This is a genomic window from Streptomyces sp. cf386, assembly GCF_900103585.1.
Taxonomy (GTDB): Bacteria; Actinomycetota; Actinomycetes; order Streptomycetales; family Streptomycetaceae; genus Streptomyces.
The window spans coordinates 692,743-717,068 of sequence record NZ_FNHV01000001.1; the positions used below are offsets into that span (position 1 = coordinate 692,743).

General features: G+C 70.5%; 37 protein-coding genes. 1 reads left to right on the forward strand and 36 read right to left on the reverse strand.

Annotated elements, in window-relative coordinates; all coding sequences use genetic code 11:
- Window position 1: 1 nt before the first annotated feature.
- From BLU79_RS03000 to BLU79_RS48050, 26 genes are all read right to left on the reverse strand, one after another.
- Window positions 2-1,372, reverse strand: a complete 1,371-nt coding sequence (locus BLU79_RS03000; RefSeq protein WP_093903972.1) for a hypothetical protein — start codon at window positions 1,370-1,372, stop codon at window positions 2-4.
- A 4-nt stretch (window positions 1,373-1,376) separates the two neighbouring features.
- Window positions 1,377-3,635: a phage tail protein gene (locus BLU79_RS03005; protein WP_093903973.1), complete on the reverse strand. Its 2,259-nt coding sequence runs from the start codon at window positions 3,633-3,635 to the stop codon at window positions 1,377-1,379.
- A gap of 161 nt (window positions 3,636-3,796) precedes the next feature.
- Complete coding sequence (locus BLU79_RS03010; RefSeq protein WP_093903974.1) at window positions 3,797-4,285, reverse strand: hypothetical protein; 489 nt, start codon at window positions 4,283-4,285, stop codon at window positions 3,797-3,799.
- Window positions 4,282-4,761, reverse strand: a complete 480-nt coding sequence (locus BLU79_RS03015; protein WP_093903975.1) for a phage tail tube protein — start codon at window positions 4,759-4,761, stop codon at window positions 4,282-4,284. Before BLU79_RS03015 ends, BLU79_RS03010 begins: the two co-directional genes overlap by 4 nt.
- A gap of 69 nt (window positions 4,762-4,830) precedes the next feature.
- Window positions 4,831-5,256 carry a minor capsid protein gene (locus BLU79_RS03020; protein WP_093903976.1) on the reverse strand — a complete coding sequence of 142 codons (426 nt, stop codon included), beginning with the start codon at window positions 5,254-5,256 and terminating at the stop codon, window positions 4,831-4,833.
- Window positions 5,249-5,596 (reverse strand): minor capsid protein, encoded by a 348-nt coding sequence (locus tag BLU79_RS03025; protein ID WP_093903977.1) that lies wholly within the window; start codon window positions 5,594-5,596, stop codon window positions 5,249-5,251. The genes BLU79_RS03020 and BLU79_RS03025 overlap by 8 nt, the downstream gene beginning before the upstream one ends.
- Window positions 5,597-5,607: 11 nt before the next feature.
- Window positions 5,608-5,910: a hypothetical protein gene (locus tag BLU79_RS03030; protein WP_093903978.1), complete on the reverse strand. Its 303-nt coding sequence runs from the start codon at window positions 5,908-5,910 to the stop codon at window positions 5,608-5,610.
- An 11-nt stretch (window positions 5,911-5,921) separates the two neighbouring features.
- Window positions 5,922-6,341, reverse strand: coding sequence for a hypothetical protein (locus BLU79_RS03035; RefSeq protein WP_093903979.1), 420 nt, complete (start codon window positions 6,339-6,341; stop codon window positions 5,922-5,924).
- 11 nt (window positions 6,342-6,352) lie between these two features.
- The gene (locus tag BLU79_RS03040) at window positions 6,353-6,862 is read right to left on the reverse strand and encodes a hypothetical protein (protein ID WP_093903980.1); all 510 of its coding nucleotides are present in this window, start codon (window positions 6,860-6,862) and stop codon (window positions 6,353-6,355) included.
- Window positions 6,862-7,161, reverse strand: coding sequence for a hypothetical protein (locus tag BLU79_RS03045; RefSeq protein WP_093903981.1), 300 nt, complete (start codon window positions 7,159-7,161; stop codon window positions 6,862-6,864). Before BLU79_RS03045 ends, BLU79_RS03040 begins: the two co-directional genes overlap by 1 nt.
- Before the next feature lies 1 nt (window position 7,162).
- The gene (locus BLU79_RS03050; RefSeq protein ID WP_093903982.1) at window positions 7,163-8,371 is read right to left on the reverse strand and encodes an SU10 major capsid protein; all 1,209 of its coding nucleotides are present in this window, start codon (window positions 8,369-8,371) and stop codon (window positions 7,163-7,165) included.
- Window positions 8,372-8,381: 10 nt separating this feature from the next.
- Complete coding sequence (locus BLU79_RS03055; RefSeq protein WP_093903983.1) at window positions 8,382-9,092, reverse strand: hypothetical protein; 711 nt, start codon at window positions 9,090-9,092, stop codon at window positions 8,382-8,384.
- Window positions 9,093-9,203: 111 nt separating this feature from the next.
- On the reverse strand, window positions 9,204-9,341 hold the full coding sequence (locus BLU79_RS48040; RefSeq protein WP_177000808.1) for an Rmf/CrpP fold protein: 138 nt from the start codon (window positions 9,339-9,341) through the stop codon (window positions 9,204-9,206).
- A 36-nt stretch (window positions 9,342-9,377) separates the two neighbouring features.
- Window positions 9,378-11,594 (reverse strand): phage minor capsid protein, encoded by a 2,217-nt coding sequence (locus BLU79_RS03060; protein ID WP_093903984.1) that lies wholly within the window; start codon window positions 11,592-11,594, stop codon window positions 9,378-9,380.
- A complete protein-coding gene (locus BLU79_RS03065; protein ID WP_256333113.1) occupies window positions 11,554-13,122 on the reverse strand; it encodes a phage portal protein in 1,569 nt (522 codons plus the stop codon). Before BLU79_RS03065 ends, BLU79_RS03060 begins: the two co-directional genes overlap by 41 nt.
- Window positions 13,123-13,142: 20 nt before the next feature.
- Window positions 13,143-14,420, reverse strand: a complete 1,278-nt coding sequence (locus BLU79_RS03070; protein WP_093903986.1) for a PBSX family phage terminase large subunit — start codon at window positions 14,418-14,420, stop codon at window positions 13,143-13,145.
- The gene (locus BLU79_RS03075) at window positions 14,407-14,958 is read right to left on the reverse strand and encodes a helix-turn-helix domain-containing protein (RefSeq protein ID WP_093903987.1); all 552 of its coding nucleotides are present in this window, start codon (window positions 14,956-14,958) and stop codon (window positions 14,407-14,409) included. Before BLU79_RS03075 ends, BLU79_RS03070 begins: the two co-directional genes overlap by 14 nt.
- 76 nt (window positions 14,959-15,034) lie before the next feature.
- Entirely contained in the window at window positions 15,035-15,412 is a 378-nt protein-coding gene (locus BLU79_RS03080; RefSeq protein WP_093903988.1) for a hypothetical protein, read from the reverse strand.
- A 258-nt stretch (window positions 15,413-15,670) separates the two neighbouring features.
- Entirely contained in the window at window positions 15,671-15,961 is a 291-nt protein-coding gene (locus BLU79_RS03085) for a hypothetical protein (protein ID WP_093903989.1), read from the reverse strand.
- Between the two features lie 35 nt (window positions 15,962-15,996).
- A complete protein-coding gene (locus tag BLU79_RS03090; protein ID WP_093903990.1) occupies window positions 15,997-16,176 on the reverse strand; it encodes a hypothetical protein in 180 nt (59 codons plus the stop codon).
- 66 nt (window positions 16,177-16,242) lie between these two features.
- Window positions 16,243-16,935: a hypothetical protein gene (locus BLU79_RS03095; RefSeq protein ID WP_093903991.1), complete on the reverse strand. Its 693-nt coding sequence runs from the start codon at window positions 16,933-16,935 to the stop codon at window positions 16,243-16,245.
- A complete protein-coding gene (locus BLU79_RS03100; RefSeq protein WP_093903992.1) occupies window positions 16,932-17,438 on the reverse strand; it encodes a hypothetical protein in 507 nt (168 codons plus the stop codon). Before BLU79_RS03100 ends, BLU79_RS03095 begins: the two co-directional genes overlap by 4 nt.
- A gap of 2 nt (window positions 17,439-17,440) precedes the next feature.
- On the reverse strand, window positions 17,441-17,611 hold the full coding sequence (locus BLU79_RS48045) for a hypothetical protein (RefSeq protein WP_177000834.1): 171 nt from the start codon (window positions 17,609-17,611) through the stop codon (window positions 17,441-17,443).
- Complete coding sequence (locus BLU79_RS03105; protein WP_093903993.1) at window positions 17,593-17,976, reverse strand: hypothetical protein; 384 nt, start codon at window positions 17,974-17,976, stop codon at window positions 17,593-17,595. Before BLU79_RS03105 ends, BLU79_RS48045 begins: the two co-directional genes overlap by 19 nt.
- A 65-nt stretch (window positions 17,977-18,041) precedes the next feature.
- Complete coding sequence (locus tag BLU79_RS03110; RefSeq protein ID WP_093903994.1) at window positions 18,042-18,230, reverse strand: hypothetical protein; 189 nt, start codon at window positions 18,228-18,230, stop codon at window positions 18,042-18,044.
- Window positions 18,227-18,400, reverse strand: a complete 174-nt coding sequence (locus tag BLU79_RS48050) for a hypothetical protein (RefSeq protein WP_177000835.1) — start codon at window positions 18,398-18,400, stop codon at window positions 18,227-18,229. The genes BLU79_RS03110 and BLU79_RS48050 overlap by 4 nt, the downstream gene beginning before the upstream one ends.
- 199 nt (window positions 18,401-18,599) lie before the next feature.
- On the opposite strand from BLU79_RS48050, the gene BLU79_RS03115 reads away from it, so the two are divergent.
- Window positions 18,600-18,893 carry a hypothetical protein gene (locus BLU79_RS03115; RefSeq protein WP_256333114.1) on the forward strand — a complete coding sequence of 98 codons (294 nt, stop codon included), beginning with the start codon at window positions 18,600-18,602 and terminating at the stop codon, window positions 18,891-18,893.
- 167 nt (window positions 18,894-19,060) lie between these two features.
- Here BLU79_RS03115 and BLU79_RS03120 read toward each other — a convergent pair whose 3' ends face one another.
- The 10 genes from BLU79_RS03120 to BLU79_RS03160 all read right to left on the reverse strand — a co-directional run bounded on the left by BLU79_RS03120 (window position 19,061) and on the right by BLU79_RS03160 (window position 24,275).
- Complete coding sequence (locus BLU79_RS03120) at window positions 19,061-19,810, reverse strand: hypothetical protein (protein ID WP_093903995.1); 750 nt, start codon at window positions 19,808-19,810, stop codon at window positions 19,061-19,063.
- Between the two features lie 97 nt (window positions 19,811-19,907).
- Entirely contained in the window at window positions 19,908-20,609 is a 702-nt protein-coding gene (locus tag BLU79_RS03125; protein WP_143052444.1) for a hypothetical protein, read from the reverse strand.
- Window positions 20,606-20,947: a hypothetical protein gene (locus tag BLU79_RS03130; RefSeq protein WP_093903997.1), complete on the reverse strand. Its 342-nt coding sequence runs from the start codon at window positions 20,945-20,947 to the stop codon at window positions 20,606-20,608. Before BLU79_RS03130 ends, BLU79_RS03125 begins: the two co-directional genes overlap by 4 nt.
- Complete coding sequence (locus BLU79_RS03135; protein WP_093903998.1) at window positions 20,944-21,219, reverse strand: hypothetical protein; 276 nt, start codon at window positions 21,217-21,219, stop codon at window positions 20,944-20,946. The genes BLU79_RS03130 and BLU79_RS03135 overlap by 4 nt, the downstream gene beginning before the upstream one ends.
- Window positions 21,216-21,362: a hypothetical protein gene (locus BLU79_RS48055; RefSeq protein WP_177000836.1), complete on the reverse strand. Its 147-nt coding sequence runs from the start codon at window positions 21,360-21,362 to the stop codon at window positions 21,216-21,218. Before BLU79_RS48055 ends, BLU79_RS03135 begins: the two co-directional genes overlap by 4 nt.
- Window positions 21,359-22,162 (reverse strand): WhiB family transcriptional regulator, encoded by an 804-nt coding sequence (locus BLU79_RS03140; RefSeq protein ID WP_093903999.1) that lies wholly within the window; start codon window positions 22,160-22,162, stop codon window positions 21,359-21,361. The genes BLU79_RS48055 and BLU79_RS03140 overlap by 4 nt, the downstream gene beginning before the upstream one ends.
- Window positions 22,159-22,806 (reverse strand): hypothetical protein, encoded by a 648-nt coding sequence (locus BLU79_RS48780; protein ID WP_256333115.1) that lies wholly within the window; start codon window positions 22,804-22,806, stop codon window positions 22,159-22,161. Before BLU79_RS48780 ends, BLU79_RS03140 begins: the two co-directional genes overlap by 4 nt.
- Before the next feature lie 61 nt (window positions 22,807-22,867).
- Window positions 22,868-23,101: a hypothetical protein gene (locus BLU79_RS03150; RefSeq protein WP_143052445.1), complete on the reverse strand. Its 234-nt coding sequence runs from the start codon at window positions 23,099-23,101 to the stop codon at window positions 22,868-22,870.
- Entirely contained in the window at window positions 23,098-23,472 is a 375-nt protein-coding gene (locus BLU79_RS03155; RefSeq protein ID WP_093904001.1) for a VVA0879 family protein, read from the reverse strand. The genes BLU79_RS03150 and BLU79_RS03155 overlap by 4 nt, the downstream gene beginning before the upstream one ends.
- Window positions 23,469-24,275, reverse strand: coding sequence for a hypothetical protein (locus BLU79_RS03160; RefSeq protein ID WP_093904002.1), 807 nt, complete (start codon window positions 24,273-24,275; stop codon window positions 23,469-23,471). Before BLU79_RS03160 ends, BLU79_RS03155 begins: the two co-directional genes overlap by 4 nt.
- Between the last annotated feature and the right edge of the window lie 51 nt (window positions 24,276-24,326).

The following is a 24,326-nucleotide window of genomic DNA, read 5'->3' on the forward strand; positions in this document are numbered from 1 at the left end:
CTCACAGGCCTTGGTTGTAACGGGATGCGTTGGTCCGGTAGGCGAGCGCGAACTCGTCGCGGGCCTCGTGCAGGACCCCGCCGTCCACGGCTGCCGCACTCGCCAGCAAGTCAAGGAACTTTCCCGGTCTCTGCGGGCCCATGGCGGGGCTGGTGTCGAGGTCGCCGTTCACTTGGAGCGGCACACTCTGCTCGGCGCACAGACGCTCGATACGGCGCCCGGCGAGCTCGCGCACGTGTCCCTGGACGGCCCGCCAGGTGTCGATGGCCGCGGGGGCGTTCGGGCCCCAGTAGGTGAGGTGCCCGAACGGCACCGACTCGGTGGGGACGCCGCCGCCTTCAACGAGGGACCAGCGGAACACGGCTTGTTCGAGCGGGCGGAACACGGTCGCTCGGGTGCCGCTGGCCACGCTGATGCCGTCGATGTACAGCTCCCAGGCGAGCCCGCCGGCACCGTCGTCAGTGACCTTCAGGCGCAGATGATGCACGCCGCCGTCATAGATGCCGGGGGCGTTGATGGTCGCCAGGATCGCGGTCGTCGACGATGCGTCCAGTCGCTCGGTGATGCGCAGCTGCACCTGGTTGAAGCTGCCGCTGCCCCATTCGTCGATCCGCCACTCGACACGGGGCACGGTGGCCGACTGGGCGCCGGTGTCGTACACCTGGAGGCTGGTGACGTTGCCGGGGCCGCGGCTGTTGACGACGTGGTCGACGGACCAGGCGTTGATCGTGCGTGGGGAGATCGTCGCGGTGACGTAGCCGATGGTTTGCGCGGGCAGTTCCACGACCGGGTCCAGCCAGGACGCGAGCTGTCCCCTCCCCCAGTTCGGTTGCCCCTGGTAGAAGGAGCCGGCCTCGCCGACCGACCGCAGCGGGGAACCGCCGCCGGTGACCTCCGTGCCCTGGATGGCGTTCTCCCCGTCGGTGCCCGGCCAGTACGCCAGCGGCCCGTGCGCGTCGATGTGGCGGCGCAGCGTGTCTTGTGGCGGTGCGCTGCGCCTTTGGAGGCCGTAGAGGGGTCCGAAGGCGTCGACTGCGACCCACCGGTCCTTGTCGGTTCGATTGCGCTCCAGCGGGAAGCTGGGGATGTCCCCGAAGAAGCGGAAGCGCTGCGCGACGGCGGGGTTGACGCTGACCCGGACCGGCGTGTCGATGTTGAGAAGGCCGTAGTACTCGCCAGTGGGGTTCACCGGGCTGTACTTGGCCGCAGCAGTGTTCTTCAGGTAGAAGCGGCAACGGGCCGGGCCGGGGCGGGATGCCTGGTCCCTCCTGCCCTGGGTGATGCTGATGCGCGCGCGGAGGTAGACGTCGTCGGTGATGTCCACCCACTGCCCGCCGACGAAGATTTCGATCTTCGCGGTTGGGTAGGCCATCAGCTCACCCCGCCTTCCCGAAGGCTTCCTGGACGTCCCCGCCGCCCTCGATGTCCGCCCACTTGCGGATGAGACGGACCATCTCGTCGTCGCCTCCGCGCACGTCCAGGACGTTGCGGGTGACGACTTCCACGCGGGTCGGCGCCCCGTACCCGCCGGCAGCACCCATGCTCATGGCGCCGGCCATGGCCATGTCGGGCAGCGCGAAGCCGGGCAGATCGCTGGTCAGGCCCTGCAACTGCGACCGCAGAGCCGGGGTCAGGTCGTCGATACCGTCGATGAACCCGCCGAGGACGAGACGCCCGGCCGGGCGCAGGATCCGCTTGTCGACGTCCTCCGGGCCCTTCCACGAGGTCAGGTTGGACGTGAGGTCGCTGAGCGTGGACCGGACGCCGCCGATCATGTCCCGGATGCCGTTGATGAAGCCGCGGATCAGGTCGGCTCCCGCGTTGTAGAGGGTGCTGCCGATACCGGACAGCTGCGAGCGGGCAATCCCCGGGACCTTGCCCATCTGCTCTGTGAGCTCGTTGAGCATGCCGCGCACGCCCCTCAGGAGTCCGCTCGCCGCGTTACGGCCAGCGTCCGTCGTCCCGGTGATGAAGTCGTCCAGCCAGGGCCTGACACGGTCCGGCAGTGTGCCGAACGCGTGCACCTGGCTGTCGATCATGCCGTTGATGACGTCGCGGCCGATCTCCGCAGCCGTGGTGAAATCGCCCTGCATGATCGCAAGGAAGCCCTTCACCGCGGGGACGACGACGTCGTCCAGGAACTCCGCCATGTCCTCAAGGATGGGAAGGAGAAGGAGCTCCAGCCCTTCGGCCGCCATAGCGATGACGGGCGCCAGCTCCTCGATGATGTCGCTCACGATCCGGATGAGCGGGATCAACGACGGCAGCAGCTCGGCAATCAGCTCGCCTGCGAGGCTGAGGAGGGGCAACGCTGCGAGGATCAGCTCACCGAAGGCGCCAGCCAGTTCAACCAGCACCGGCCCCAACTCATCCAGGATCGGCCCCAGCGCATCACCGAGCGCCTTGATCAGCTCCTGGACCGGCGGCCCCAGCTCCTCCAGGATCGGGGCCAGCATCTTGATTGCCTGGCCGAGCAACGGCGCGGCCGTCTCCGCCAGCAGGCCCATGGTCTCGAACAGGGACCGAAGCCCCGCCTGTACCTCCGGCGACTCGAACGCGTCCGCGAGCGCGCCCGTGACCTCCTTCAGCGTGCCGATCAGGCCCCCACCAGAGGTCTGAGCCGCCTCGAACACCGAGCCGAGGATCCTGCCGACGTTCCTGCCGACGTCCACCAGCTCGCGGATCAGGTCGATCGCGTCCTCGATCGCCTGCTCCATCCGGCCGGACTCGAAGGCGTCCGAGATCCGCTCGGAGATCTTGTCGAAGGCGTTGCCGGCGGCCTTCGTCAGCCGCTCGAACGAGGGCCCGGCAGCTGCTGCAACCTGGGCCAGCGCGACCGTCAACTGACCGGGGATCCGCGACAGGTTGAACAGGCCGATGTTCGCCGAGCTGATCGCCTGCCCGAGCGTGCCGGACTTGCTCAGCCCGATCGCCGCGTTGCCCACGTTGCGGGCCATCAGGTTCACGGCGCCCGCGGCGTTGCTCAGCCCGTTGTGGAGGACAGGCAGCGTGTACTCGGCCATGCCGCGCAGGACCTCGTCCAGGCGCTCGAAAAGCCGGTCCTGGACGTTCTTCTTCAGGGCGTCGAACTCCTCCGACATGCCCTTCAGTTCCAGCACGAACGCTCGCGCGTTGGGGCTGAGCTTCTTGAGGGCCTCCTCGAACTCCTCGGCCTTCGAGGGGTCGAACGCGGCCGACACGGCGTCGCTGACTCCCGCCATACCGATCTTGACGGCGTTCGTCGCCAGCTGCACCGCGACGATGCCCGTAGCCGCCACACCCGCAGCCGGAGCGATGTTCGCCAGCGTCGTGGCCAGCCCGGCAGCGGCCGGAGCCGCAGCACCGAGCATGGCCACGATCCGGCCCACCGACCCCGCCACCCCAGCCAGGCCGCCGGCCATCCCGGCAATCCGGCCGAGCGAGAGGCTGAACCGGTCGCCCTCGTCGGTTCCCTCGCGCAGGCCTGCCGCGATCAGCTCTCCGGTAGTGGCGAAGCGGCCGTCCAGGTGGCGCAGGCGCCCCTCGGTGTCCCGCTGAAAGCCCCGCATGGCCAGATCGGCACCCGACAGGCCTCGCCGCATGCCGGAGTCGTCCGCGTTGATGAGACCGACCAGCTCGCCGATGGTGAGGGCCACGCCAAGCACCCCCTGCCGCTGTTGAGTTGTGGTTGGTCAGGAGTGCAGGGCCGCGCGGATCTGCTCGTTGTCGTCAACGACCGCGATGTAGTCGCCCGCGACCTTGCGGAAGATGGCCTCGGGGCTGAGGCCGGTGAGGAGGTTGATGAAGCGGCGCCGGGTCAGCGCTGCGATGTCTTGCGGCTGGAGCCGGTACTCGCGCGCGAAGTCGGCTTCGACCGCCCACCACCAGCGGCGGATCGCGAACTCGAAGCGGTCGTCTTTGCCGCCCGCCGCGTTGCCCGGTTCGCCCCCGCCGCTTTTCCCGGGTCGTCGCTGGTGACGATCTCGTAGGCCTCGCGGAACGACATGTCCGTGCCCTTGGCCTGCGCCATGCCCCACGTGATGGCCGTGAGGAACTCCTTCGACCCCATGCCGGCGTCGACCCACTGGCCGAAGGTGCCCTCACCGAAGAGCGGCGACACGAGATCTTCGAACTCCTCCAGCGGGGATTCCTCGCCGAGGTGGCGGAGCTGTTCGAGACGGGCCTGGAAACCGAGCGGCATGTCCGTGGGGACGGTGACTTCGACCCCACGGATGATCTCCGTACGGCCGCCGGACACCTCGGCCCAGAACGCGTCCCACGACTCGTGGGTGTTCTTGGCCGTCACGACTTGGCCGCGGTGCTGTCGGGACCGGAACGGGTCACGGTCACAGACCAGCCGACCTTGTCGTTGTTACCGCCGCCGGAGTCGCCGAGCTGGAAGTGAGCGTTCGCCCACACCGTCCAGTTCGCGTCGCCCGGGGCCGCGAAGCGGAAGCCCACGAGGCTGTCCTCGCCGAGGCGCGCGGCCTGGGCTTCCACGAGCGCCATCCCAGGATCGAGGGCTCCGGTGACCTTGTCCTTGAGGCGGAAGCCCTCCAGGGTGAGGGTCTTGCCCTCCTGCATGTTCTGCGACTCGGCGCGGCCGTCGCTGGCGAAGGTCGTGGTGTCGGTGGTCTCGTACTCGTGGCCGACGCTGAAGGTGTTGACGCCACCCTCGCCGGATCCGCCCTGGGCGGTCCGGATCGCCACCCACGTACCGGGGGTGTTGAAGTCCTCGATCTCGAACTCGCAGTCGCGGGCGTTGTACTTGGTCGCTGCCATGTCTCCTCCGGGGCATGACGAAATGCCCGCAGCGCACACCGCCCGGGCTGGAAAAGGGGAGTTGAGGGGCTACACGCGGTGCTCAGTCACCGCGCGGTGCTCCATGCGGAAGTTCACGACGTGCTCGTGCCGGCCGTTCTCGTCCGTGCCGATCGTCGCCGGGCCGTTCTGGAGGGCGACGGACAGGATCAGTTCGGTGCCGTCCGGCAGCGTCACAGGGCCGAGCCCGTGCAGCTCGGCATAGATGGCCTTGCACCGCTCCCGGGACACGCGGGGGTCCTTCGTTCCGCGCACGCGTACCTGGACGCGCGGCTCGTCGTAGCCGAGCAGGCTGTCCGGCTCGCGGCCGTCGTCGTACGTCGACAGGACGACCGCCTCGTCTGGCGTCTGCGGCATCGACTCCAGGAAGCAGTCACCCCCAGCCGAGGCCGTCCGGTACGAGACCAACTGCTTGTCCTGGAGGTGGCGGGCCAGGCCGTCGAGGAGGTCAGCCACGTAGCCACCTCCTCAGGTCCACCGCCATCAGCCGCAGCACGACGTCCCGTTCCCGGTTCATCGGGATCTCCAGATACTTCGCAGACCTGCCCGGGAGGTGCTTCCAGGTCAGTTCCTCGTGCTGCCTGCGCGCGTACACGGTGTCGTACGAGACGGCACCGTTGAGGCCGTCGACGTCGACCCGTCCGGACCGTTCGAGGGTGCCCTCGTCCAAGGGGACGATCTTCCGGGACTCCGCGAGTACGTGCTCCAGGCCGCGCCGAAGCCCGTCCGAGGCGAGGCGCCGGCCGCGCGTGGTCCACTGGCGTCGGCCCGAGAAGCTGAACCGCGTGTACTGCACGGCGACACCTCCTAGATGAGCTGCACTTCGAGGTGGTCCGGAAGGGGTAGGCCACCGCCGTCGTGCCGGGCCTGGTCGATGACGGTGGTCTGGCGGTCACCGGGCAGGGTCACCTTGGACTCCGGCGGTGCGTCGACTGCGTCCAGACGGCAGTAGAACGTCGTCGAGCTGGTGACCTCGCGGCCGTCCGGCGCGCGCACCAGCCGGTTCTTCTCCTCGAGGAAGCACCGCACCTGGACGGGCTGGCCGTACAGGGGCCCGACCGCGCTGTTGCCCTCGTACGGCTCCACGGTCACGGTGTGACGCAGCCACATGCCAGGGAGCTTCACGTCTGCGTCACCGCCCCCAGCGTGAAGATGTCCGGGGTGAGGTCCGGGGCCTGGAGCACGTCCCAGACCGCCGGGGCGATCTCCCGCGAAGGGGAGGATGCCCCCGACACGGAGGTCACCGAGCGGGACAGCTGCGCCGAGCCGAGCCGTACGCTGCCCCACCCGACCGCAGACGCCCCCGTGGAGTCCCCGACGTCATCGAACCACCGCGTCTGCGCGCACACAGCGTCGGTGAACGCCTGCCGTACGAGGGTGTTGGAGGGGTAGCCGTCCTCGTCAGCCTCGAAAAGGCACTGGCGGAAGACGGCCGCCTCCAGCATCCGCGTAGCGTCGGCCAGCAGGACGGTGATGTCCGACGGCGGGGTCTGCCCGGTGAACTCCTGGTAGTCGTCCGCCGTGGCGTAGATCCTGGCCACCGGGCACCCCCCTACGTCGCCGCGCCGAGGATCAGCACGTCGTACGTCACCGACGTGCCGGCCGCCGAGTTGGTCGCCGTCAGCAGGTCCCCGGTGCCTGCGGTGACCACGGCGCCAGCGGCGCTCGGGGCCACCCACAGGAACGCCCCGCCGGGCTGGACGGAGATGCCGTCGCCTGCGGCCAGGAAGACGCCTGGGACGCCGTTGGCCGCGGGCTGGGTCACCTGGACGTTGTTCGTGTTCGCCGCGGCCGCCACGACGAGCACGGCCTTGATCCGGGCGAAGGTGAGGGCCTGGCCGAACTTGTCGCTGAGGACGCCGGCCAGGTCCAGGTTCTCCGTCGCGGACGCGGCGAGGGTGCGCTTGTCGTGGAAGACGAGATTCGCCGCACCCGCCCCGGCCCCGTCCACGAACGACAGGGCCTTGAGGTACTCGATCGCGTCCTGAGGGACGGACAGGTCGTCGGGCTTGGTCTGGGTGGCGGTGAGCTTGACCTCCACCCTGGTGCGGGTGAGGGCCATCAGTCACCGCCTCCGTCCGTGTACTTCGCGGCCAGCTCGTCGCGCGGGGCCTTGTCCGCCTCGGCCTCGCCCATGCCTTCCTGGACGGCGTAAGCCTTCCAGTCCGCCTTGGACGCCGACTTGGACGGCCGCTCCAGGACGACCGGCTCCTGATCCGGCTCGGGGTCGGGCTCGGCGCAGCGCCACCCGGACGCGGGGTCGGCGGCCAGGGCGGCGTACCGCTCGGCCTCCTCGCTGCCCGGTACTGGCCGCACCCGCTCGGCGACGTGTGCGCCGGCGCCTCGCTCGTAGACCGCCACGTCACACCACCAGGCCGTTCATGACCGCATGCGCGCGCTCGTTGCCGAACTTGAGGCCGATCTCCCCGTACAGCTGGACCTCGTCGGAGGCGCCCGTCTTGGCGAGCGGCTCCTCGAACATGACGCCCTTGCCGGGGATGTTCAGCATGACCGGCATCAGCTGCTCCAGCGACGCCACCAGGATCGTGTCCTGCGGCATGTGCCGGTCCAACATGATCCCGAACCGGCCGAAGTCGGTCTCGATGGTCTGCACGTTAACGCCGCCGACGTTGCGGTTGGCCTCGGTGACCATGACGGACTTGCCGTACGCGTCGGCGAACGCCTTGGTGATCGCCCGCTTCTGGACCGAGTTCGTCACGATCGTTGCCGTCTCCTGCTCGGAGACGCCACCGTTGTCGTAGGCGAGCTGGATCAGGTCGTCGATGTGGCTGGTCGCCAGGGTCGTCGACCACGGCACCGTGTAGGAGATCCCCGAGGACGTGCCCAGGGTGATCGCCGCGCCGCCGCTGGTCGCGGACACCTTGAAGGTGTCGGTGGTGATCTGGTCGACGAAGTAGACGCGGCCAGCGATGATGCCGGTCGCGTCGCCGGTGTCCCGGAACACGATCTTGTTGCCGTCGACCAGGCCGTGACCGGTCGAAGTGATCGTGTCCGTCGCCGATGTCGCGCCCGTGACCGTGGTGCCCCGGGCGATCCGGTTCGTCACGATCGCTTCGAGGATGCCCTTGGTCTTACGGGCGGTCGCGTTCGTGGTCGGGTTCGCGAACTCGCCGTTCAGGAAGCTGAAGTTCACGTCCAGCGCGATGGACTTGAGCGCCTGGGCGATCTGCCAGTCCATCTCGTTGGAGACCGGGTTCGAGCCGTCCACGCCGCGGAACGGCGCCGCGCCGGGCGTCGCCAGCGCGCCGATGGCGGCCTGCTTGGTGTACGAGACGGAGACCTTCTCCTGGTGGATCTGGACGACGTTCCGCACGTTCGCCCGCACGCGCTCCTCGGCGGTCGGCGCGGTCGCGCCCTCCACCTTGGTGCGCTGCGACGGGTCGCGCAGGTCGTAGGTCTGCCACTCGAACTCCTGCGACGTCGTCATGCCGCCGCCCGTAAGTCCGCCGATGGCCGACAGGAACGGGGTGTCCTCCGGCGTGATCGCGAAGAGTTCCCCGGCGTAGTTGGGGAGGTTGAAGGTGGTGCCCATTCCGGTGATGCCGGCCATGGCCTACTCCTTACGTGGTCTGTGCGGCCTTGAGCCGCCTGAGTCGTACGACTTCGGCGAAGTTGCGGGCCTTGGTCGCGTCCTCGATCTGCTTGTCGATGGAGCCGCCCTGGTCTCCGGAGCCGCCTCCGCCGCCCATGTCGCCGCCGGAGCGTCCCGCGCCCTTCGGCGCGAGCTTGGAGAACTTGGTGACGGCGGCCTGGATGGCCTTGTCGTCGACCTGGCCGCCGTCGCCGACGAACTTGGTGAGGTCGATGAACTCGGCGAACTCGCCGAGGTCGACGCCCGCGCGAGCGGCAGCGGCTTCGAGCCGGGCTTGAGCGATCTGCGGAGCTGCCTCGGCGAGGGCGGCCGTGCGGCCGTCAGCCTTCGCCGCCTTGACGGCCTTCTCCTGCTCGCTCATGTTCGCGGCCTTGAGCGCTTCGAGCTCGTCGGCAGCGGTCTTGTTCGCCTTCGCCCGGTCCTCCCACTTGCGGGCCTCGGCCTTCCAGTCCGTGCCGTCGCCGCCCGCAGGGGGCGTGGCGGCCGGAGGTGCGGCTGGAGGCGTCGCGGGCGGGGTTCCCCCTCCGCCGGGTGCTGGCGGCGGGGTTCCGGTGCCGGAGCCGCCTTCGCCCTCGCCGCTGCCACCCGCGATGGCGTAGATCGGCGAGCCGTTGCGGCGCTGGCCAAGGACGGTGCCCGCTGCGTGAGTTGCCAGCGGGTGCTTGAAAGGGACCTGCATGTTGATCTCCCGTGCGGGATAGTCCGGCGGTCGCCGTGCGGCGGGTGCCGGGAGCATGAGAAAGGGCCCGCACAGTGGCGGGCCCTGAAAGGGGGTGGAGCGGTCGGAGCGCTACGCGGTCGGCAGCTGCCGATTCTTGGCGTAGCCGCGGATCCAGGCGGTACGGCGGAGGTCCCCAGCGGCGTACGGGCACACGGTGACGTGAGCGCCCTGCCGTGCGGCCTCGGCGCCCTCGTTGGTTGCCCTCACCAGCTGCTCACGCGGACCCACCTGGTACCCCCTGGGTCAGAGTCGGTTCTGCTGATCACCGCGGTTCTTGCGGGCCTTCTCCGCGGCCTCGCTGCGCTGCCCGGTGATCTGCTCCGTGTACTCGGCAAGCGTAGTGCGCGGGTTGTCTTCCCACCACCGCTTCAGCTCTTCCGAGGCACGCGCGTACGCGATGTGTGACGGACCCGTGAACAGCGACACTGGGTCGACACCGTCCGCCTGCGCCTTGCGGCTCAACAGGCGGCCGTTCGTGGCCTCTTCGGCGGCCAGCAGCTGCGCGAAGACGTGCTCGCGGTACATCTCCCGGACCTGCGCGCGCGTGTACGCGCCGCGCGCCGACTCGGCTTCCGCCTCGCGTTCGGCGATCCAGCGCTCCGTCGACGACATGCCCTCGAACGGGTCCGGCAGATCGTCTGCGAGGAACGCCCAGTCGTCCGGCGTTCCCGCCGGCCCGAGGATGGCGTCCATCGCGGCGTGGTCGGCGAGCTGCCCTTCCACTGAGTGCGCGCCCGCAGCTTCTGGTAGCGGGGTCGCTGGGTGCCGGCGGTCCATCTCGGCCGCGATCCGTTCGGCGTCCTGCGCGCTGGCGTAGCGCAGCGCCCACCCGAGGGTGTCCTCGTCGACGCCGGAGAGGTCCGCGGCGAGGCGACCACCGGGGAAGACCTCCGCGAGCAGCTGGCGCCGGTCGGCCTCCGCAGCAATCGCCGCCAGGTCCTCGCCGCTCGCGTCCCGGGCGAGCTGCCCGAGCTGCTCGTCCGACATGCGCGCCAGCCGATCGTCGACCCCGGGAAGCTGGGTGTCGGCATCGCGGCGGTCCATCTCGGCGGCCAGGCGCAGCACGTCACCCGTGTTGAGGTGCGGCAGCAGTCGCGCGAGCTCGTCGTCGGAGAACCCGGTGAGGTCGTCGACCAGGCGCAGGGCCGGGCGCGCACGGGCGAGCAGGGCCTCGGTCTCGCGCCGGTCGACCTCGTCCTGGACCCGTCGGAGGTCCTCGCCGGACAGTCGGCCGGAGCGCATGGCGGTGGCCAGCTGCTCCTCCGTCATCTCGCGCAGCGCGCCAGGGTCTGTACGCAGCCTGGCGGCCTCGGTGCTCTCTGCGCGGGCCGACGGCTGCGTCCGGGCAGTCTGGACCTGCTCGCGCTCAGGCTTGCGGCGCAGGTGCTCGTGCGCGGCCACGTGCTCGCGCATGGCCTTCTGCCACTCGCGGACCTTCGCGTTCGCCGATCGGCGGGCGTCGTCGTCCATAGCGGCTGCTGCACGGCGCTTCCACCGGCGGATGTGCCGCTCGATCTCCCGCTGCCGCTGAGTGTCCTCGTACGTCGTCCCTGGCGTCGGAGGTGCCTCGGGCCGCGTCGTGACGCCGGGCAGGTACGCGCTCAGGCTGTGGCGGCAGTTCGGGTGGAACAGCCCTGCTGCGCGGGCCTCAAGGAGACTGCCCGCGACATGGATGACGACCGTACGGCCGTCCTCGATCTCGTGCTCGGCACGGATCGTGTGAGGGCCGGAGCGGTCGGCCAGGGTGAGGATCTCGCCCTCCCACGCTGCGCACAGCGGGCACTCCAGCGGTGCGTCCGACACAACGACGAGTCCCACTTGGATCTCGGCGAGGGCGTCGATGTGGCCCTCGATCGCGGCGCGCGCGGTGACGGACCGTACGGCCATCTCGGCGTAGGCGGCCATGTCCCAGGAGCGGCCGGCGCGGTCGACGAACCCGGTGATTCCTCGGCTGGCGAACTGGTCCAGTGCCCTCTGGGTGGCCTGGCGGCGCGTCGTCGTGCCGAGCAGGACGCCGCCGGACACCCGCGACACGATCGAGCGGAAGGTGTCGACGACCGCGCGCGTGATGCGCTGGTAAAGCGGCCGGGTGTCCTCCGCCATCGAGGCGGCAAGCCGGTCGACCGCCGCGGCGTTGGGCAGCGTCCGGCGGGCCACCAGCTCCCGCCCGACGTCGAGCGCGCCGAGCTCGGCGACGGCGGCCTGGCGGCCGCGGTTGTACGCCTCGATCAGCGCTTCGGCGACGGCACCGGACGTGTCATTCGCCAGAGCCGTCGAGACGGTCTCCACGGCCCGCCGGAGATCGCCCACGGCCGCGAACTTGAGCTCCGCCCACCGGGGCGACTCGATGTCCGCTTCCAGGGCCGCGGCGAGGCGCTCCAGGAGCGAGGCCTCGGCGTCCTCGTAGAGGCGCCGGACCTCAGTCGCGAGGTCCTCCGCCATCGCTGGGGATACCGGCATTCGGCACCCCCTCGGCTCCCGTCTCAAACGGGTCAGCAACCGCGCGCCCGGACTCGCCGAGGATCTTGTCGACCTCGGCCTCAACCTGCTGGTCGTCCCAGTCCGGATGCATCATCCGCACGAGGGTGTCCGTGGACGCTGCCTCGGCCCGGCGCAGCAGCTCGGCCGTGGTGGCCAACTCGGTCGGGCCCTCACTGATGGAGTCCTGGAACTCCACCTTCGGCGGCTCCAGGTCCAAGCCCGTGACGCGGAACCTGTCGCCTGCCTGTACGGCCATCAAGGCGGCCGTGATGCTGGCGAGCGCCGGGCCCCAGTACAGAGTCTTGCGCGAGCGGGTAGCCATGCTCCGGCGCTCGCGAGCGCGGATCTCGGTCGCGGTGACCGCGGCCCCGTCGCCGGTCTCACCGAACGTCGAGGAGGAATAGCCGGCCTGCCGTACCGCCTGCTCCACGAGCTCGGCGCACGTGTCGCGGTGCTCCTGGACCCGGATGTCGAACTGGACGACGGTGAGCGGATTCGGGTCGCCTGGCCGCTGGAGCATGTTGAGCCCCGAGTAGACCCGGCGTTCCTCGCTCCATGCCACGCCCTGGCCGGGGCCGAGGGACTCCAGCATCGTGTCGGGGACGACGATGCGGCCCTTGCCGTTCTGCACGTCCCGCATCCACGACGAGTAGGTCTCGTCCAGCTGGTCCATCAGGCCTTCGATGCCCTGGAAGTCCGACTGTCCCCAGTAGGCGGCCGTGGGGATGTGCCGCCAGGCGCGCGCGGGGCGCACGTTGGGCACGTATGCCGCGGTGAGGTGGTCGGGGGCGCCGGTGTCGAGGCCGCCCTCCTCGTCGACCATCGAGGCGAGCGGTGCTGTCTCGGGGTGGTCGGCGAGCGGCCGTGCGGCGCCCAGGCTCGTTGCGGAGCCCTCGTAGAGGCCGTGGAAGATGCGGCCCTTCTCGTGGCGCTCCAGGTGCCGGAAGACCCTCTGGTCGTTGCGCCCTTCGGCCTCCAGGACGGTCCAGAAGGTGACCGCGACGAGCCGCCCGTACCGGAACTCGGGGACGGCGCGGTCGGCGGCCGCGGTGTCGATCCACGGCCGGTCGGACACCTCGTCGTCCCAGACGACGCGCAGGTAGGCGCCCCCGAGCGCTGCGCAGATCTCCCCGGCCTCCAGGAGGGTTGGCTGGAGACCGTCCTCCATGAGCGCGTCGAGGGCCTGCTGTGTCGCTTCGCTGGCCCCCTCCGGGGCAAGGAGTTTGGGCGGCTCCGAGAACAGCAGCTCCGAAGAGGTCCGGGCGATGTCCCCGGCGAGCGGCACGTGGAGCTTGTCGCGCTTCTCGCCCTCCGGTGTGGGCTGGCCCCAGAACCAGCGAGCGAGGCGCCCAACGAGGCCACCGCGGTGCTGCGCCGGCCGGTCGATGGCTTCGCGGTAGCCGCGGCCGGAGTAGCGGGCTTCAAGGCGGTCGGGCTCGGAGGAGTACCAGGCATCCCAGTCGGCGAGGGCGTACTGGACGCGCTCGTCGACGGGTGGCCACGTCATGTCGCCAGTGGGCAGAGGCATTACGCGGCCACCTCCAGGAGCATCGGGATGTGCGGCCGCCACAGGGCCTCGGTCGTACGGACGCCGTACCGCAGCGCATCGCACGAGTGGTCATCGATCTTGATGGGCTTGTCCTCGCCCTTCTCCGCTGCCTCGTCGTCCCAGGAGTAGCCCGGGAGTTCCTCGATCAGCCCGCGCGCGGACGGGTGTACGCGCAGCCGGTCACCGGCGAACAGGGCCGCCACGGTTCGGATGCCGTCCAGCACGGTGTTCTCTGCCGGGGTGACGCCGGAGACGCCGTCCCGGTGCAGCTGCTCGATGTACGAGGCCGCGGACGGGTCGACGACCGTCCAGTCCGGGTGGACACCGAGGACGTTGGTCTGCGGCTGGGCCACGGAGGCGAGCCAGTGCCGGCGTGCGGCGGAGTACTCGGCGTCGGTCTTCTTCCGGCGTTCGGTGCGCGAGTCCCACCGGTACTCCGAGACGACGTAGAGCCGTTGGTCGACGCCGAGCCCGATGAGGAGGTCGGCGTACGGGTTGGTGGTGCCGTAGTCGATCGCGTCGCACAGCCACCGTTGGATGTGCGGGAGGTCGGCGACGACGTGACGCTGCTCGTCGAACGCCTCGTAGATCGCGCCCTCGGCCTGCACCCAGTGCCCGAGGATGTTCCGCCGGTAGAACAGCCCGGTGTAGGTGGTCTTGAGGAACGCGACGTACTGCGGGTCGAGGTACGGGTTGTCGTCGAGGGTGAAGTGCCAGCTGCGCAGGCCGGTCTCGGCGGGCCGCTTCAGGTACTCCTTGCGGAACCAGTGCGCCGGGTTGTCCGGGTTGGTCGTCGTGAAGATCCGCGCGCCCTTGACGGAGCAGCGCGCGACCAGCTGGTCGAAGAACGTCCGGGGCAGGGTGGTCGCCTCGTCGACGTACGCGCCCGCGCAAGTCATGCCTCGGACCTTGGGTTCAGCCTTCGCGTCGTTCGCACCGAGGACGTGGACGACGCGGCCCATGATGATCGCGATCGGGGCGCCCGCGTTGTAGCTGATCTGCTTGGCGAGCGGCCCGAAGATCTCCGGGTTCGTGAGCGGCGCGATCACGTTCCGGTACAGGGAGTCGCGGGTGCGGCCCACCATCACCAGCTCGCCCCCGGTCGGGGCGTCGGCGACGAAGGCGAGCCAGCAGATCAGCGACGCGATCGTCTTCCCGGAACGGACCGACCCCTCCCACGCGTTGATGCGCGCCTCGGCCTCCACGACGGAGACGATCTGCTTGCGGGACAGCGGCAGCGCATCAAGGAGACTCACCCTCCGCCTCCTCGTCGGCGCCGCCCTCCTCGCCCGCGGCCTCGTCGTACGCCGCCTTGAGACCGAGCATGAGCTGGCCGAGCATCGACTTCGCGTCGTCGGCTCCGGCGTCGGCCGAGGGGGGCACAAGCTTCAGCGACCGGTCGATGGCCATGCCCGCGGTGGACATGAGCGCCTTCTTCGCGTCGGCCGGCGGCTCGTCGACCGGGCGCTCGTTGTAGGTGTTCTCCTTGCCGCCGAAGCTGTAGACCACCGAGGGCCGCCAGAGCTGCTCGGTGAGACGCTCGGCGTCGCCCTGGAGGGCCTCGGCGAGGACGGCGCGCCGCTCGGCAAGCTGGGCGACGCGGTGCCGGGTGGCCTCCTCGGTCATGGTGACGTCGAAGACGAGCCCGAGTTCGGCGGCGATGACGGAGACGGTGCGCTGCGCGCGGCCGATCTCGCGGGCGATGGCGTTGCGGCCCATCCCTTGCGCGTGCAGCTCGCGTACGCGCTCGTAGTCCTCGTCGGTGACGGGGGTCTTGGTCCAGCCGGAGACCATGGTCACCTCCGGGCGTGCGAAGGCCCGGCCGCGCACGGGCGCGAGCCGGGCCAGACTGCGGGGCGGGTAAGCGCTCCTACGGGCAGTTGATGGCGAGGTGCGGCCAGGAGTCGGGCCACGCCTCGGTGCTGCCGCTGTGGGCGCGGTACGCGTCGGGGTCGGCGTACCAGCGGGCGCGGCAGACGTAGCGGCTGGCGGCCTCGCTGTGCTGGACCTTGATGTAGTACAGCTCGGCGCCTCGGATGCCGCGCGCGTGGTCGCGGATGGCGGCGCGGGCTTGTTCCTTGGTTGCCCCAGGGATGATCAGGTCTGCGCTGCCGGTGCTTCCGTCGGCGGTCTCACGCGCGGTGACGCTCGCTTCGCGAACGGCGGCGCTTCCTGGCGTCTGATCGGCGCAGCTGGTGAGGGCGAGCAGGGCGCCGGCGGCGAGCGCGGTGGTGGTGTGGGTGCGCATGGTCCCCCCTGGACGTGCGTGCCTGAGGGTCCATCATGCGGCATGTGGAGACGATGTGAACGTCGGTGTCCGCTGCCTGGTGCGGAGTGTTGGGAAAGGCGGAGGCCCCGGCCTGTGCGGCTCGGGGCCTCCCGTCCGGAGCACGACTCCCGGTTACGTGCTGGGTGATTCTCGGAGTATCAGGGTCCGGGCACGCCGGACGTGGGGCCAGGATGCGGCATGATCGCGTCGAACGCAACTACGGACGTAGTCCAGCGATCACTTCGGAGCTGGCCCGGTACCCAGCAGGCCCACGCTCCAGTGCGCCCCGTTGAAGCCGATGCTCGTCACGAGCACCTGGCCCGTCCGGCCGTCCGGCAGCTCGATGAGCACGGACTGAGGGCCTTCCAGGTCCCCCGGGAAACCCTCTGGCGTGTCGCTCGCAGAGAAGCGCGCCGAGCCTTCCCAGGACCTCAGCCCTCCGTCCGGGGCGTTCTCCTGGAGCCGGACGTTCGGGAGCTGCACGCCGCCGATTGTGGCTGAACCGCTGTACGTGAACCGTTCGGTCATGGGCTCATCCTCCCTGTGGTGTCAAACGGGAGCGGTCAGTCGTCGTCCTCGTCGAGGGCGGTCTCAACTTCCTTGATCTTCCCGGTCGTCGACAGCTCCGCGCGTATCGGGTTGTCGCCGGGGACGCCGGCCTTCCTGGCGGCGTCGACGAACGCTGCGAGCTCGTCCAACGTCAGGTCCTTGTCGGCGCCGGTGAACTTCAGGGCTGCGGGCATGGGTTCAGGATGGCGTACGAAGGCCCCGCCGCGAAGGGGAAGCGGCGGGGCCAGTGGCGCTCAGCCTCAGGGGGTTGGAGGCTCTCGCCTGTGCGTCTTGCCGTGCGCCTTCTCGGCCTCGGCGAAGAAGCGGTCGACGATGTTTTCGAGGTCGCCGCGGGTTGGGGCGAGGTAACCGGCATCGCCGATGGCCTGTACACGGATCCCCTCCCCGGATGCCTCTCCGTCACCGTTGTTGCTGTTGGCGTTGTCGTCTGACCTGCAACAACAACCCTCTCCATGGGGTTCGGCAGCAGGGGGAGAGGGCGCGGGCGGGATGGCATCCCGGTGTACGGCCGGCCCGTTCCCCTCTCCCGTGCGTACGGCCTTCCAGGGGATGCCCTCGGCCTTGAGGAGCGCCTTCACGGCCTTGGTGTCGGGGAGCTTCAGGTCGGCGCGGAGGGTGGTGAGGAGGACGCCCTTGTCGTCGCCGACGAGGCGGCGCAGAGCCTCGCCGACGTCCGGGGGCGTCTCCTCCTCGGCGGCGGCCTGGTCGTCGTGGCGGCGGGTGGTCCAGTGGCGGGCCTTCTGCCAGCCGTGTGTGCCGAGGATGCCGACGATGACGTAGGCGATCTCAGGGAACGCGGCGACGAGGCCCCAGACGGCGAGCCCGGCAACAAGGGCGAGGATCACGCGGGCCGCGCGCTCGCTCATCCCGTCCGACTCCCCCGCCGGTTCGGCCTCCTCGGCCTCTGTCTCTGGGGCCTCGTCGGCGCTCACGTGAACGTCCCGGTGAACCCGGAGCCGAGCATGTTGACCGCGCTGCCGAGCGGTACCGCAGCCATCCCGGCCACGTTCCCGGACAGGGCCAGGCACACGCCGGAGAACGCTCCCGTCATCAGCTTCGAGTTCGGCACTTTGGGCGCCCACTTCAGCAGGGCGATGAACACCAGCGTGAACAGGAAGACGATCACGAAACCCCCGTCCGTGAGGACGACGGGGTTGCCGCGGACGACGAGCGGGGCGTTCCCCCCGACGCCGACGACCAGGCCGGCCCACCCGCCGACGTTGGCGATCCAGATCGCGAGCCAGGTGACGACGCCGAGCGCGGACCAGGCGGTGAACGTGGCCAGCGCGGCGAGCAGGCCGTAGATGTGGGCGAGGACGAACGGGACCAGGCCGGCCCACCGGTGTTTCTCCTGGAACCACCAGCGGATGAGGAACATGAGGATGATGCCGACGCCGATGGCGACGCCACCGAGGTTGATGACGGTGTACGGCATGGTCAGTGGCTCCAGACGGCCGCGACGTAGGTCACGGCGAGGGTGATGAGGGCGACGGTGCAGGCGGCCGGGCCGAGGTAGAGGAGTGGGGCGCGGCGGGGTGCGACGGCGAGCAGGCCGGCCGCGCCGATGGCTGCGATGACCGGCCAGACGATCACTGCGGGCCCGGCCATGGCCCCTCCGGTCGTACCGGCGTCGGGCCCTGGGCGCCCGGCGTAGGACCGGGCGTCGTACGGGCGTGATCGGACGTCGTACGCGCCCAGTAAGCGGTAGGAACGGTGGTCTGGAAGGTGCCGGGCTCGGGCCACTGACCGGGGTCGTACCGTGTGATCCAGTACCGCTCGATCGTCGGACGAGTGCCGAACGGTACGTCGGTGTTGTCCCAGACCTTGCGGTAGGTGCCGGCCACGATGCGCAGCGCGGAGCGGACTGCGTCGGACACGGTCATACCGGTGGCGAGCATGGCCTGGAGGTCGTCGTGCAGCTGGGCGTCGACCTTGACGGAGAGGGGCTTGCCGACGGGTGGCGGTGTGCTCACGGTGGTCTCCAAGATGGTGGCCGCCCCCGCCGGGGGATTTCGCGGGGGCGGCCGATCTGGTGGGCTCAGTTGGTCCAGTCGGTGTGGCGCCAGCCGCCGCGCCGGTCACGCTGGCGGTCGGCGTCCTCCCATGCCTGGCCCTCGGCCGCCGCCTTGCCGACGGAGCGGCGGTGGTTGCGGCGGCGCTGGGTGCTGAGGTCGGCGGCCAACTGCCGGTCGTTACCGGGGAGCAGGCTGCGGAGGAAGCCCTTCATCGGCGCGCCCTCGCTTCCTGGTCGGCGAGGGTGTCGCGGACGTCGGCGCCAGCGTCGTAGTCGGCGCGGCAGGTGTCGACGGTGGCGGGCTCGCTGAGGATGCGGCCGGGCGGCGGGGACCAGGGCGCGGGGCTGGGCTGCTCAGGGGGTTGATCGGTACGCTCAGGCATCAGGGCCTGCTCCTTCGTCACGGTTGCGTGCAGGTCCGCCCCCGGCCCGGGATCGCCAAATCAGCGGGCCGGGGGCTTAGTTGTTCGCACGGGACCAAGGAGGCGGCCCCGCCCGACCAAGCTAAACCCTAGGGTTGATGACCGCAACCCTAGGGTTTAACGTGAGGGCGGGTCGCGCTCACCGCAGGAAGGGGCGCGCGTGGCAGACGAGTTGGAGGAGGTGCGGCGCCTGGTGGAAGCAATCGAGGCGTTCGAGGCCATCGAGGACGACGAGGCGTGCGCCGTCGCCGTGTCGCAGGCGCTGGCCAAGTGGCCGGATCAGCACTCGAAGCTGCGTGACCTGCGGCAGCGCCGGGTCCAGTCGCTCAAGGCGCAGGGGAAGACCTGGGCCGAGATCGGTGCGCTCCTCGGCGGCATCAGTGCGGCGCGAGCTCAGCAGATCGGCGCCGGCCTGAGTGGAGCGTCCCGTAAGAAACTGAAGGCCGAGGAGTAGTCGGGCGTACGTGAGCCCCCGCGCGAGCGCGTGCGGGGGCTTCGTCATGCCGCAGCGCCCTCCCTGGGTGGAATCAAGGGAGGGCGCTACGGGTGTCCGTGTTACGCGAGTACGCGGACGTGGGTCACATTAGGCCTGGTCGCTCGGTTTAGCAAACTTGTTCGATTTTACGCGACGGCGGGTACGTCCTGTCCGGTCCACACGTGCCCGCACTCGGTGCAGCGAGCGACCGGAGGTGCGCCGGCGCCTCCGTACATCTCGATGCGGCCGTTGCACGGGAACACCACCTTGATCATGCGCGGGCAGGTCTGCGCGAGGGTGGCGGTGCGCTCGCCGACGTCGAGGACATGCTCGATGCGCTCGGCGGCTCCGCGGGCGACGTTAGCGATCAGCTGGGCCTCAGGGGCGGGGAGCGGGCGGAACGGGCCGGGGGCGCCCTGGACGCGGCCGAGGAGCCACAGCGCGGCGTACGGGGCGCCCGGGCGGGTACCGGTCCAGGACCACCGGCGCCGGTCGTTCCGGTCCTGGATGACGAGGAGCTCGCGGCGCTCGCGGTCCGCCTTCGGGTAGCCGGCGGGGAGTGGGCCCATGACGGGGCGCTGTACGACGGCCGCGACTTGGTCGGCGCACTCGATGAGCCCGGCCTGGACGATGCGCATCGTCTCGTGCACGGTCAGCCGGATCGGGATGGGGCGCTCGCCGATCTGGGACGGGTCGCGTTCCAGGGTGCGCAGGGCGAGGGCGCGGTGCCGCTCGGCCTCCAGCTCGTCGGCGTCCAGCTCGTCAAGGGCGCGGAGGTAGTCGGACATGCGACCGGCGGGCGGCCAGACGGGGGCGCTGGTTCCGCCGAGGGCGTCGACGAGGTCGGTCCAGTGGCGGATGACGGTGGTGAGGTGGTGTGCGGCGGTGGGGCTCATCGTCGTGGCTCCTGTGGTGCGTGGGGCGATACGGTGGGTCCACCTGGGGGCGTGCGCTGGTCCGGCCAAGACTGTGGCGCACGCCCCTTCGTCGTGCTCAGTCACGGCAGTTGGGGCAGCGCTGGCCGTACGTGCAGGCGCAGGCGGGCTGTTCGTCCACCTGGGTCGGCTCGCTGACCTGCGGGTTCGGCTCGGGGTGGACGAGGTTGGGCGCGGCCGGGATGGAGTCGTCCACTGCCGCGCGGAGTTCGACGAGGCGCGCGTCCCACCAGCGGGACACGGACGTGCCGAGCGGCGGCGGTCCGGCCTTCACCCACTGCTCGTACAGGGCGTGCACCCGGGCGAGGGCGGCGGCGTACTGGCCGGTGAGCGGGGCGCGGCGTGTCAGCTCGTTGGAGAGCACGGCGGCACGAGCGCGGGCGTTGCGCCATGCCGCCTCGTAGCGTTCGGCGGCGGCGAGGTACTGCGTGCCTACGCGTGACGCGGCCTCGGCACGGGCCTCGGCGGCCTCCAGCTCGGGCACGATCAGCTGGACGTGCCGCTTGTTGCCCGCGGCGACGTGCTCCAGGGTGGCGATGCGGTCGTACAGCGCGTCGAGTTGGTCGCTGTTGATCGTGTCGACGGTCAGGCGCTCCGGTGTGGCGGCCTCGGGGAGCAGCATCTCGGGCACGTTCATGCCGGACGGCGCCGGGACGATCACGCAGGACAGACAGTGTGAGCCGATACGTCCCGCCGTGGGGTGCTGCTCGCATCCTCCGGGCTCTACGAGGCCTTCCAGGGGCGTGTGTGCCGGGCTCATGTGGTCTGGTCCTTCCTGGTACAGGTGGCGGGCTCGTGCTCGGCGCCGGCGGATGTCCACCAGCGCTCGCAGCAGGCGGCAGCGAGCGCCACGGCGACAACCGCGTCCGTGGCGGGGGTGGGCGGTCTGGCGTTGCGCTCCAGCTGGGCGCGGGTGAAGCGGAGTTCGTCGCGGTGGTAGGCGTGGTGGCCGACGGCGAGGCCGAAGAGCACGGCGCAGGCGGCGAAGATCGCGCAGTACAGCGTGCTGCCGTTCTGCTGGCTGGTGATCGCGCAGTCGAGCATGGCGAGGCTGGCGAGGCAGTAGGCGGCGGTCAGGGGCGTGAGGATGCGGTTCACGGGGAGACCTCCGGGTCGATCAGGTCGGCGGCCGCTTGAGCGCCCTTCAGGCGGAAGATCCGGTTGTCGCTGAAGTCGCGGTCGTGCCGGGCCTGCGCGTCGGCGCGGATCTGCTCGGCGAGCTGGTGGGCGTGGGCGTCCTTCACGGCCGTCTGGTGGTCGTCGATGAGCTGAGCCACTCGCTCGTGCACGCGCGAGCCCTTCACGCCTTTGTAGAGCCAGGTGCTCAGCTCCTGGCGGGCGCGGCCGAGTTCGGCAATGAGGCGGTTCATCGGTTCCTCCGGGCCCATGAGGGCGTGTGGCGGGGCGGGTTGGGCTGGTCGTTGCCGAAGCGGGCCCACCGGACCGTCGCGAGGAACGTCCACGCGACGGTCACGGCGGCTATGGCGAAGCTGGCGAGGAGCTCGGCGATCACTTCGGCTCCTGGGCGGCGCGCCAGGCGTCGACGATGGCCTTCGGGACGCGGCCGATGGCGGGGCAGTCGAGGCCGTTCTCCTTCGCCCACACACGGACCTCTGCGGCCGGGTAGTCGACGGGCTTCCGGGCCTTCTTCGGTTTGGCCGGCGCGAGTTCGGCCTCACGGGCGCGGAGTTCGGCGAGGCGCTTCTCCAGCTGCTCGGCCTCGGTGGTGATGGCGGTGAGCTCCTGGTCGGCGGCGTGACGGTTGCGGAGCCCGGTGAGGCCGGCTCGCACGCGGGCTGCCTGGTCTCGGACCTCGGTGTCGGGGTGCTCGTCGCCCCACTTGAGGAGCTGGCCGACGGGGATCGGCTCGGGGTCGGCGGGGACGGTCTTGAGGCGGACGTCGGCGCTGGCCTTGAGCTGGACGTCGACGACCGGGTGGGCGGGTGCGGTGGACATGGGCTGTTGGGTCCCTTCGTCGTCGGGGAGGTGCAGGCGGTTGTGGCGGGCGGCTTCGGGGCCGCCCTGCTCGTCGATCTCGTCGAGGAGGCGGCGGAAGGCGGCGATGGTCATCTCCTGGCCTTCGGGGAGTCGGCGCCGGTCGGCTGCGGTGAGGCCGCCACGGACGCCGTACCGGTAGGAGGGCACCTCTTCGCGCATGCACTCGTAGAGGCACATGTCGCGGACGGGGCAGCGGGCGCAGATCGCGAGGGCTGCGCCGATCTCGTGGATCTGGCCGAACCATTGCTCGGTGTCTTGGCCGCGGCATGCCGCCCGCAGGCGCCAGTCCGCGGCGTCGCGGGCGGCAGTGGTCACGGCTGCTGCACCTCGGTCTCGGGCTTCGCCTCGGCCGCCGGCTGCGCCTTCGCAAGGAGCTTGCTCAGCAGGTAGGCGACGGAGCGGGCGCCGCGCGCCGGCTCGATGCCCACCTGGGCCTCAAGCCGGTGACCTTCCTCGCGGGCGACGTCGACCGCCTCCCGCAGTACGGCCTCCCGGTCCCCTGGCGGCTGCTCGTCGGCCCACACGATGCGAGTGGCGCCACCATGCCCGTGGACGTGCTCAGCGTCCGCCAGGCGATCCCAGTGGACCGTGGACGGCCGCTCGCCTATCCAGCGCAGCGAAACGGTCCCGTCGGGCCACAGGACGCCGTTGGCGACGCGGCCGGTACCGGAGACGCCGGAGACGTCGTGGTCGCGCTGGAGGTGGAACAGCCGCGGCTGCTCGGACGGCTCCACGACGGCCGGCGGAATGGGGCACGTGATGATCGAGTCGAGGAGCTCGGCGACGGCCGGTGCCTCCTCGTCGGCGGTCAGCTCGTTGGCGTGAGCGGTGAGGCTGAGAGCGGCGGCGACCTCCCACGCGCCAGCGCCGGGGGCCACTGCGTGCCAGCGTGCGGCGAGGACGTCGACGTGGTGGGCGAGGAGCGCGGCGAGCTGGGCGCGGTTCAGGCTGATGATCACGGGTTGCCTCTCGTGTGCGCGCGTGATGCGCGATGGCGGGCGGAACCGGATGAGACGGCGGTCAGGCGGCGTCTGTGTGGCTCTGCTCAGTCGGGACGAGGTGGAGGTGGCGCTTCTGCTCGGCTCGGTCGCTGGGGTCGTGCCAGTCGGCTACGGCTTCGTCGGCGATGCGGCGGTGTTCGGCTTGCTCGTGTGGAGTCCAGGGCCGCTTGTGGGGGTCACTGGGGGGCGGTGGGTAGCCGAACTTCCCGGTGGGGATCGCTTCGGCCATGAGCCGCTCGTAGGGGGTGCTCACGGCGCGGGGGCGAGCGGGAAGGCGTGCATGGTGCGGTCGTTGGGGAGGGTGATCGTCCACGGGCCGCAGAGGAGGCCGTAGGCGGCCCAGTCGCAGCCGCGGCCGGTGTACTTCCCCTGGCCCTTCGCAAGGGCGCCGAGGGTGCGCCCGATGCACTCCTGGCCGACGACGTCCGAGGCGATGACGGTCTCGCCGGAGCGGTGCTTGCGCGGGTTGGCGGCGAGGGCCTCGCTGAAGTCCTGGCCGTTGGCGACGTCGCCGCAGGAGGGGCAGACGAAGGCCCACTTGAGCGGGTCGTCTCCGAAGCGCTCGGCGGCCTCGGCGACGAGCTCGGCCTGGGTGAGGGTGCGGGGTCCGGTGGCGGTGGTCATGACGCGGTCCTCTCGGGTTCGGTGAAGGGCTGGCAGTGGGCGTGGGTGGTGCGGCCGTAGCGCGGGAGCATCGGGTCGCCGCAGCGGGCGCAGAGGAGCCAGCCGGATGTGTCGGCGGCGGCGTGGTCGTCTTCGTGGGAGTCGTGATCTTGTGACTCGGGGGGCCCTAGTGGCTGAGGTTGAGAAACGACCTGAGCCCCGTCTTGGGAAAGCTCTTGGGTAACCCCTGGGTTGTTCGGGTCGCGGTGACCCGAACCGTTCGGGTCGCGGTGACCCGAACTCATACGGGTCGCGGTGACCCGAACTTCGTTGTCCGTACCGTCGGTAAGTTCGGGTCGCGGTGACCCGTTCTGGTTCGGGTCGCGGTCACCCGAACTTCCGGTCTCTGTCGACCACGGCGCGGGACGCTTCCCCGGCTTCCGGGCGGTCGACTTGAGGTAGTCCTCGGCGGCCTTCCAGTCGGGCCACGGCGTCGGGACGATCACGTACAGCGTGGGCTTGCCGCGCTTCCGCTCGCCCTTGACGACGACGGCACCTGAGCGGATCGCGGCATCGAGGTAGCGGCGCGCGTCCTTCTCACTGGCGCCGGCCGCCCTGGCGATGTCCTGGATGCGGATGGGCTGACGGTCGCCGGTGAAGCGCAGTTCGCCGGAGGCGTTGGCCATGGCACGGAGGGCGTAGAGCAGCGTGAGGAAGCCGCGCCGCAGGGGCGTGGGCATCTCGCGGGACCACTTCCAGGCGAGGGCGTTACCGAAGGCGTTCGGCACGCTCCCGCTGGCGCGGTCCTGCTCTTCGTTGCTCAACTGGGGTCTCTCTCCGTGATGTTGCGGAACCGATACGGCAAGATCCGGGCA

Coding starts and splice junctions, on each gene's coding strand:
- BLU79_RS03050 (WP_093903982.1), bottom strand. CDS start 8,371: ATGGCCGGCATCACCGGAATGGGCACCACCTTCAACCTCCCCAACTAC.
- BLU79_RS03090 (WP_093903990.1), bottom strand. CDS start 16,176: ATGCCCGCAGCCCTGAAGTTCACCGGCGCCGACAAGGACCTGACGTTG.
- BLU79_RS03110 (WP_093903994.1), bottom strand. CDS start 18,230: ATGAAGGGCTTCCTCCGCAGCCTGCTCCCCGGTAACGACCGGCAGTTG.
- BLU79_RS03065 (WP_256333113.1), bottom strand. CDS start 13,122: ATGACGTGGCCACCCGTCGACGAGCGCGTCCAGTACGCCCTCGCCGAC.
- BLU79_RS03075 (WP_093903987.1), bottom strand. CDS start 14,958: ATGGTCTCCGGCTGGACCAAGACCCCCGTCACCGACGAGGACTACGAG.
- BLU79_RS03060 (WP_093903984.1), bottom strand. CDS start 11,594: ATGCCGGTATCCCCAGCGATGGCGGAGGACCTCGCGACTGAGGTCCGG.
- BLU79_RS03055 (WP_093903983.1), bottom strand. CDS start 9,092: ATGCAGGTCCCTTTCAAGCACCCGCTGGCAACTCACGCAGCGGGCACC.
- BLU79_RS03000 (WP_093903972.1), bottom strand. CDS start 1,372: ATGGCCTACCCAACCGCGAAGATCGAAATCTTCGTCGGCGGGCAGTGG.
- BLU79_RS03100 (WP_093903992.1), bottom strand. CDS start 17,438: ATGCCGTACACCGTCATCAACCTCGGTGGCGTCGCCATCGGCGTCGGC.
- BLU79_RS03125 (WP_143052444.1), bottom strand. CDS start 20,609: ATGAGCCCGGCACACACGCCCCTGGAAGGCCTCGTAGAGCCCGGAGGA.
- BLU79_RS48050 (WP_177000835.1), bottom strand. CDS start 18,400: ATGCCTGAGCGTACCGATCAACCCCCTGAGCAGCCCAGCCCCGCGCCC.
- BLU79_RS03040 (WP_093903980.1), bottom strand. CDS start 6,862: ATGGCCCTCACCCGCACCAGGGTGGAGGTCAAGCTCACCGCCACCCAG.
- BLU79_RS03135 (WP_093903998.1), bottom strand. CDS start 21,219: ATGAACCGCCTCATTGCCGAACTCGGCCGCGCCCGCCAGGAGCTGAGC.
- BLU79_RS03155 (WP_093904001.1), bottom strand. CDS start 23,472: ATGACCACCGCCACCGGACCCCGCACCCTCACCCAGGCCGAGCTCGTC.
- BLU79_RS03085 (WP_093903989.1), bottom strand. CDS start 15,961: ATGACCGAACGGTTCACGTACAGCGGTTCAGCCACAATCGGCGGCGTG.
- BLU79_RS03030 (WP_093903978.1), bottom strand. CDS start 5,910: ATGTGGCTGCGTCACACCGTGACCGTGGAGCCGTACGAGGGCAACAGC.
- BLU79_RS48045 (WP_177000834.1), bottom strand. CDS start 17,611: ATGGCCGGGCCCGCAGTGATCGTCTGGCCGGTCATCGCAGCCATCGGC.
- BLU79_RS03080 (WP_093903988.1), bottom strand. CDS start 15,412: ATGCGCACCCACACCACCACCGCGCTCGCCGCCGGCGCCCTGCTCGCC.
- BLU79_RS03120 (WP_093903995.1), bottom strand. CDS start 19,810: ATGAGCCCCACCGCCGCACACCACCTCACCACCGTCATCCGCCACTGG.
- BLU79_RS03015 (WP_093903975.1), bottom strand. CDS start 4,761: ATGGCAGCGACCAAGTACAACGCCCGCGACTGCGAGTTCGAGATCGAG.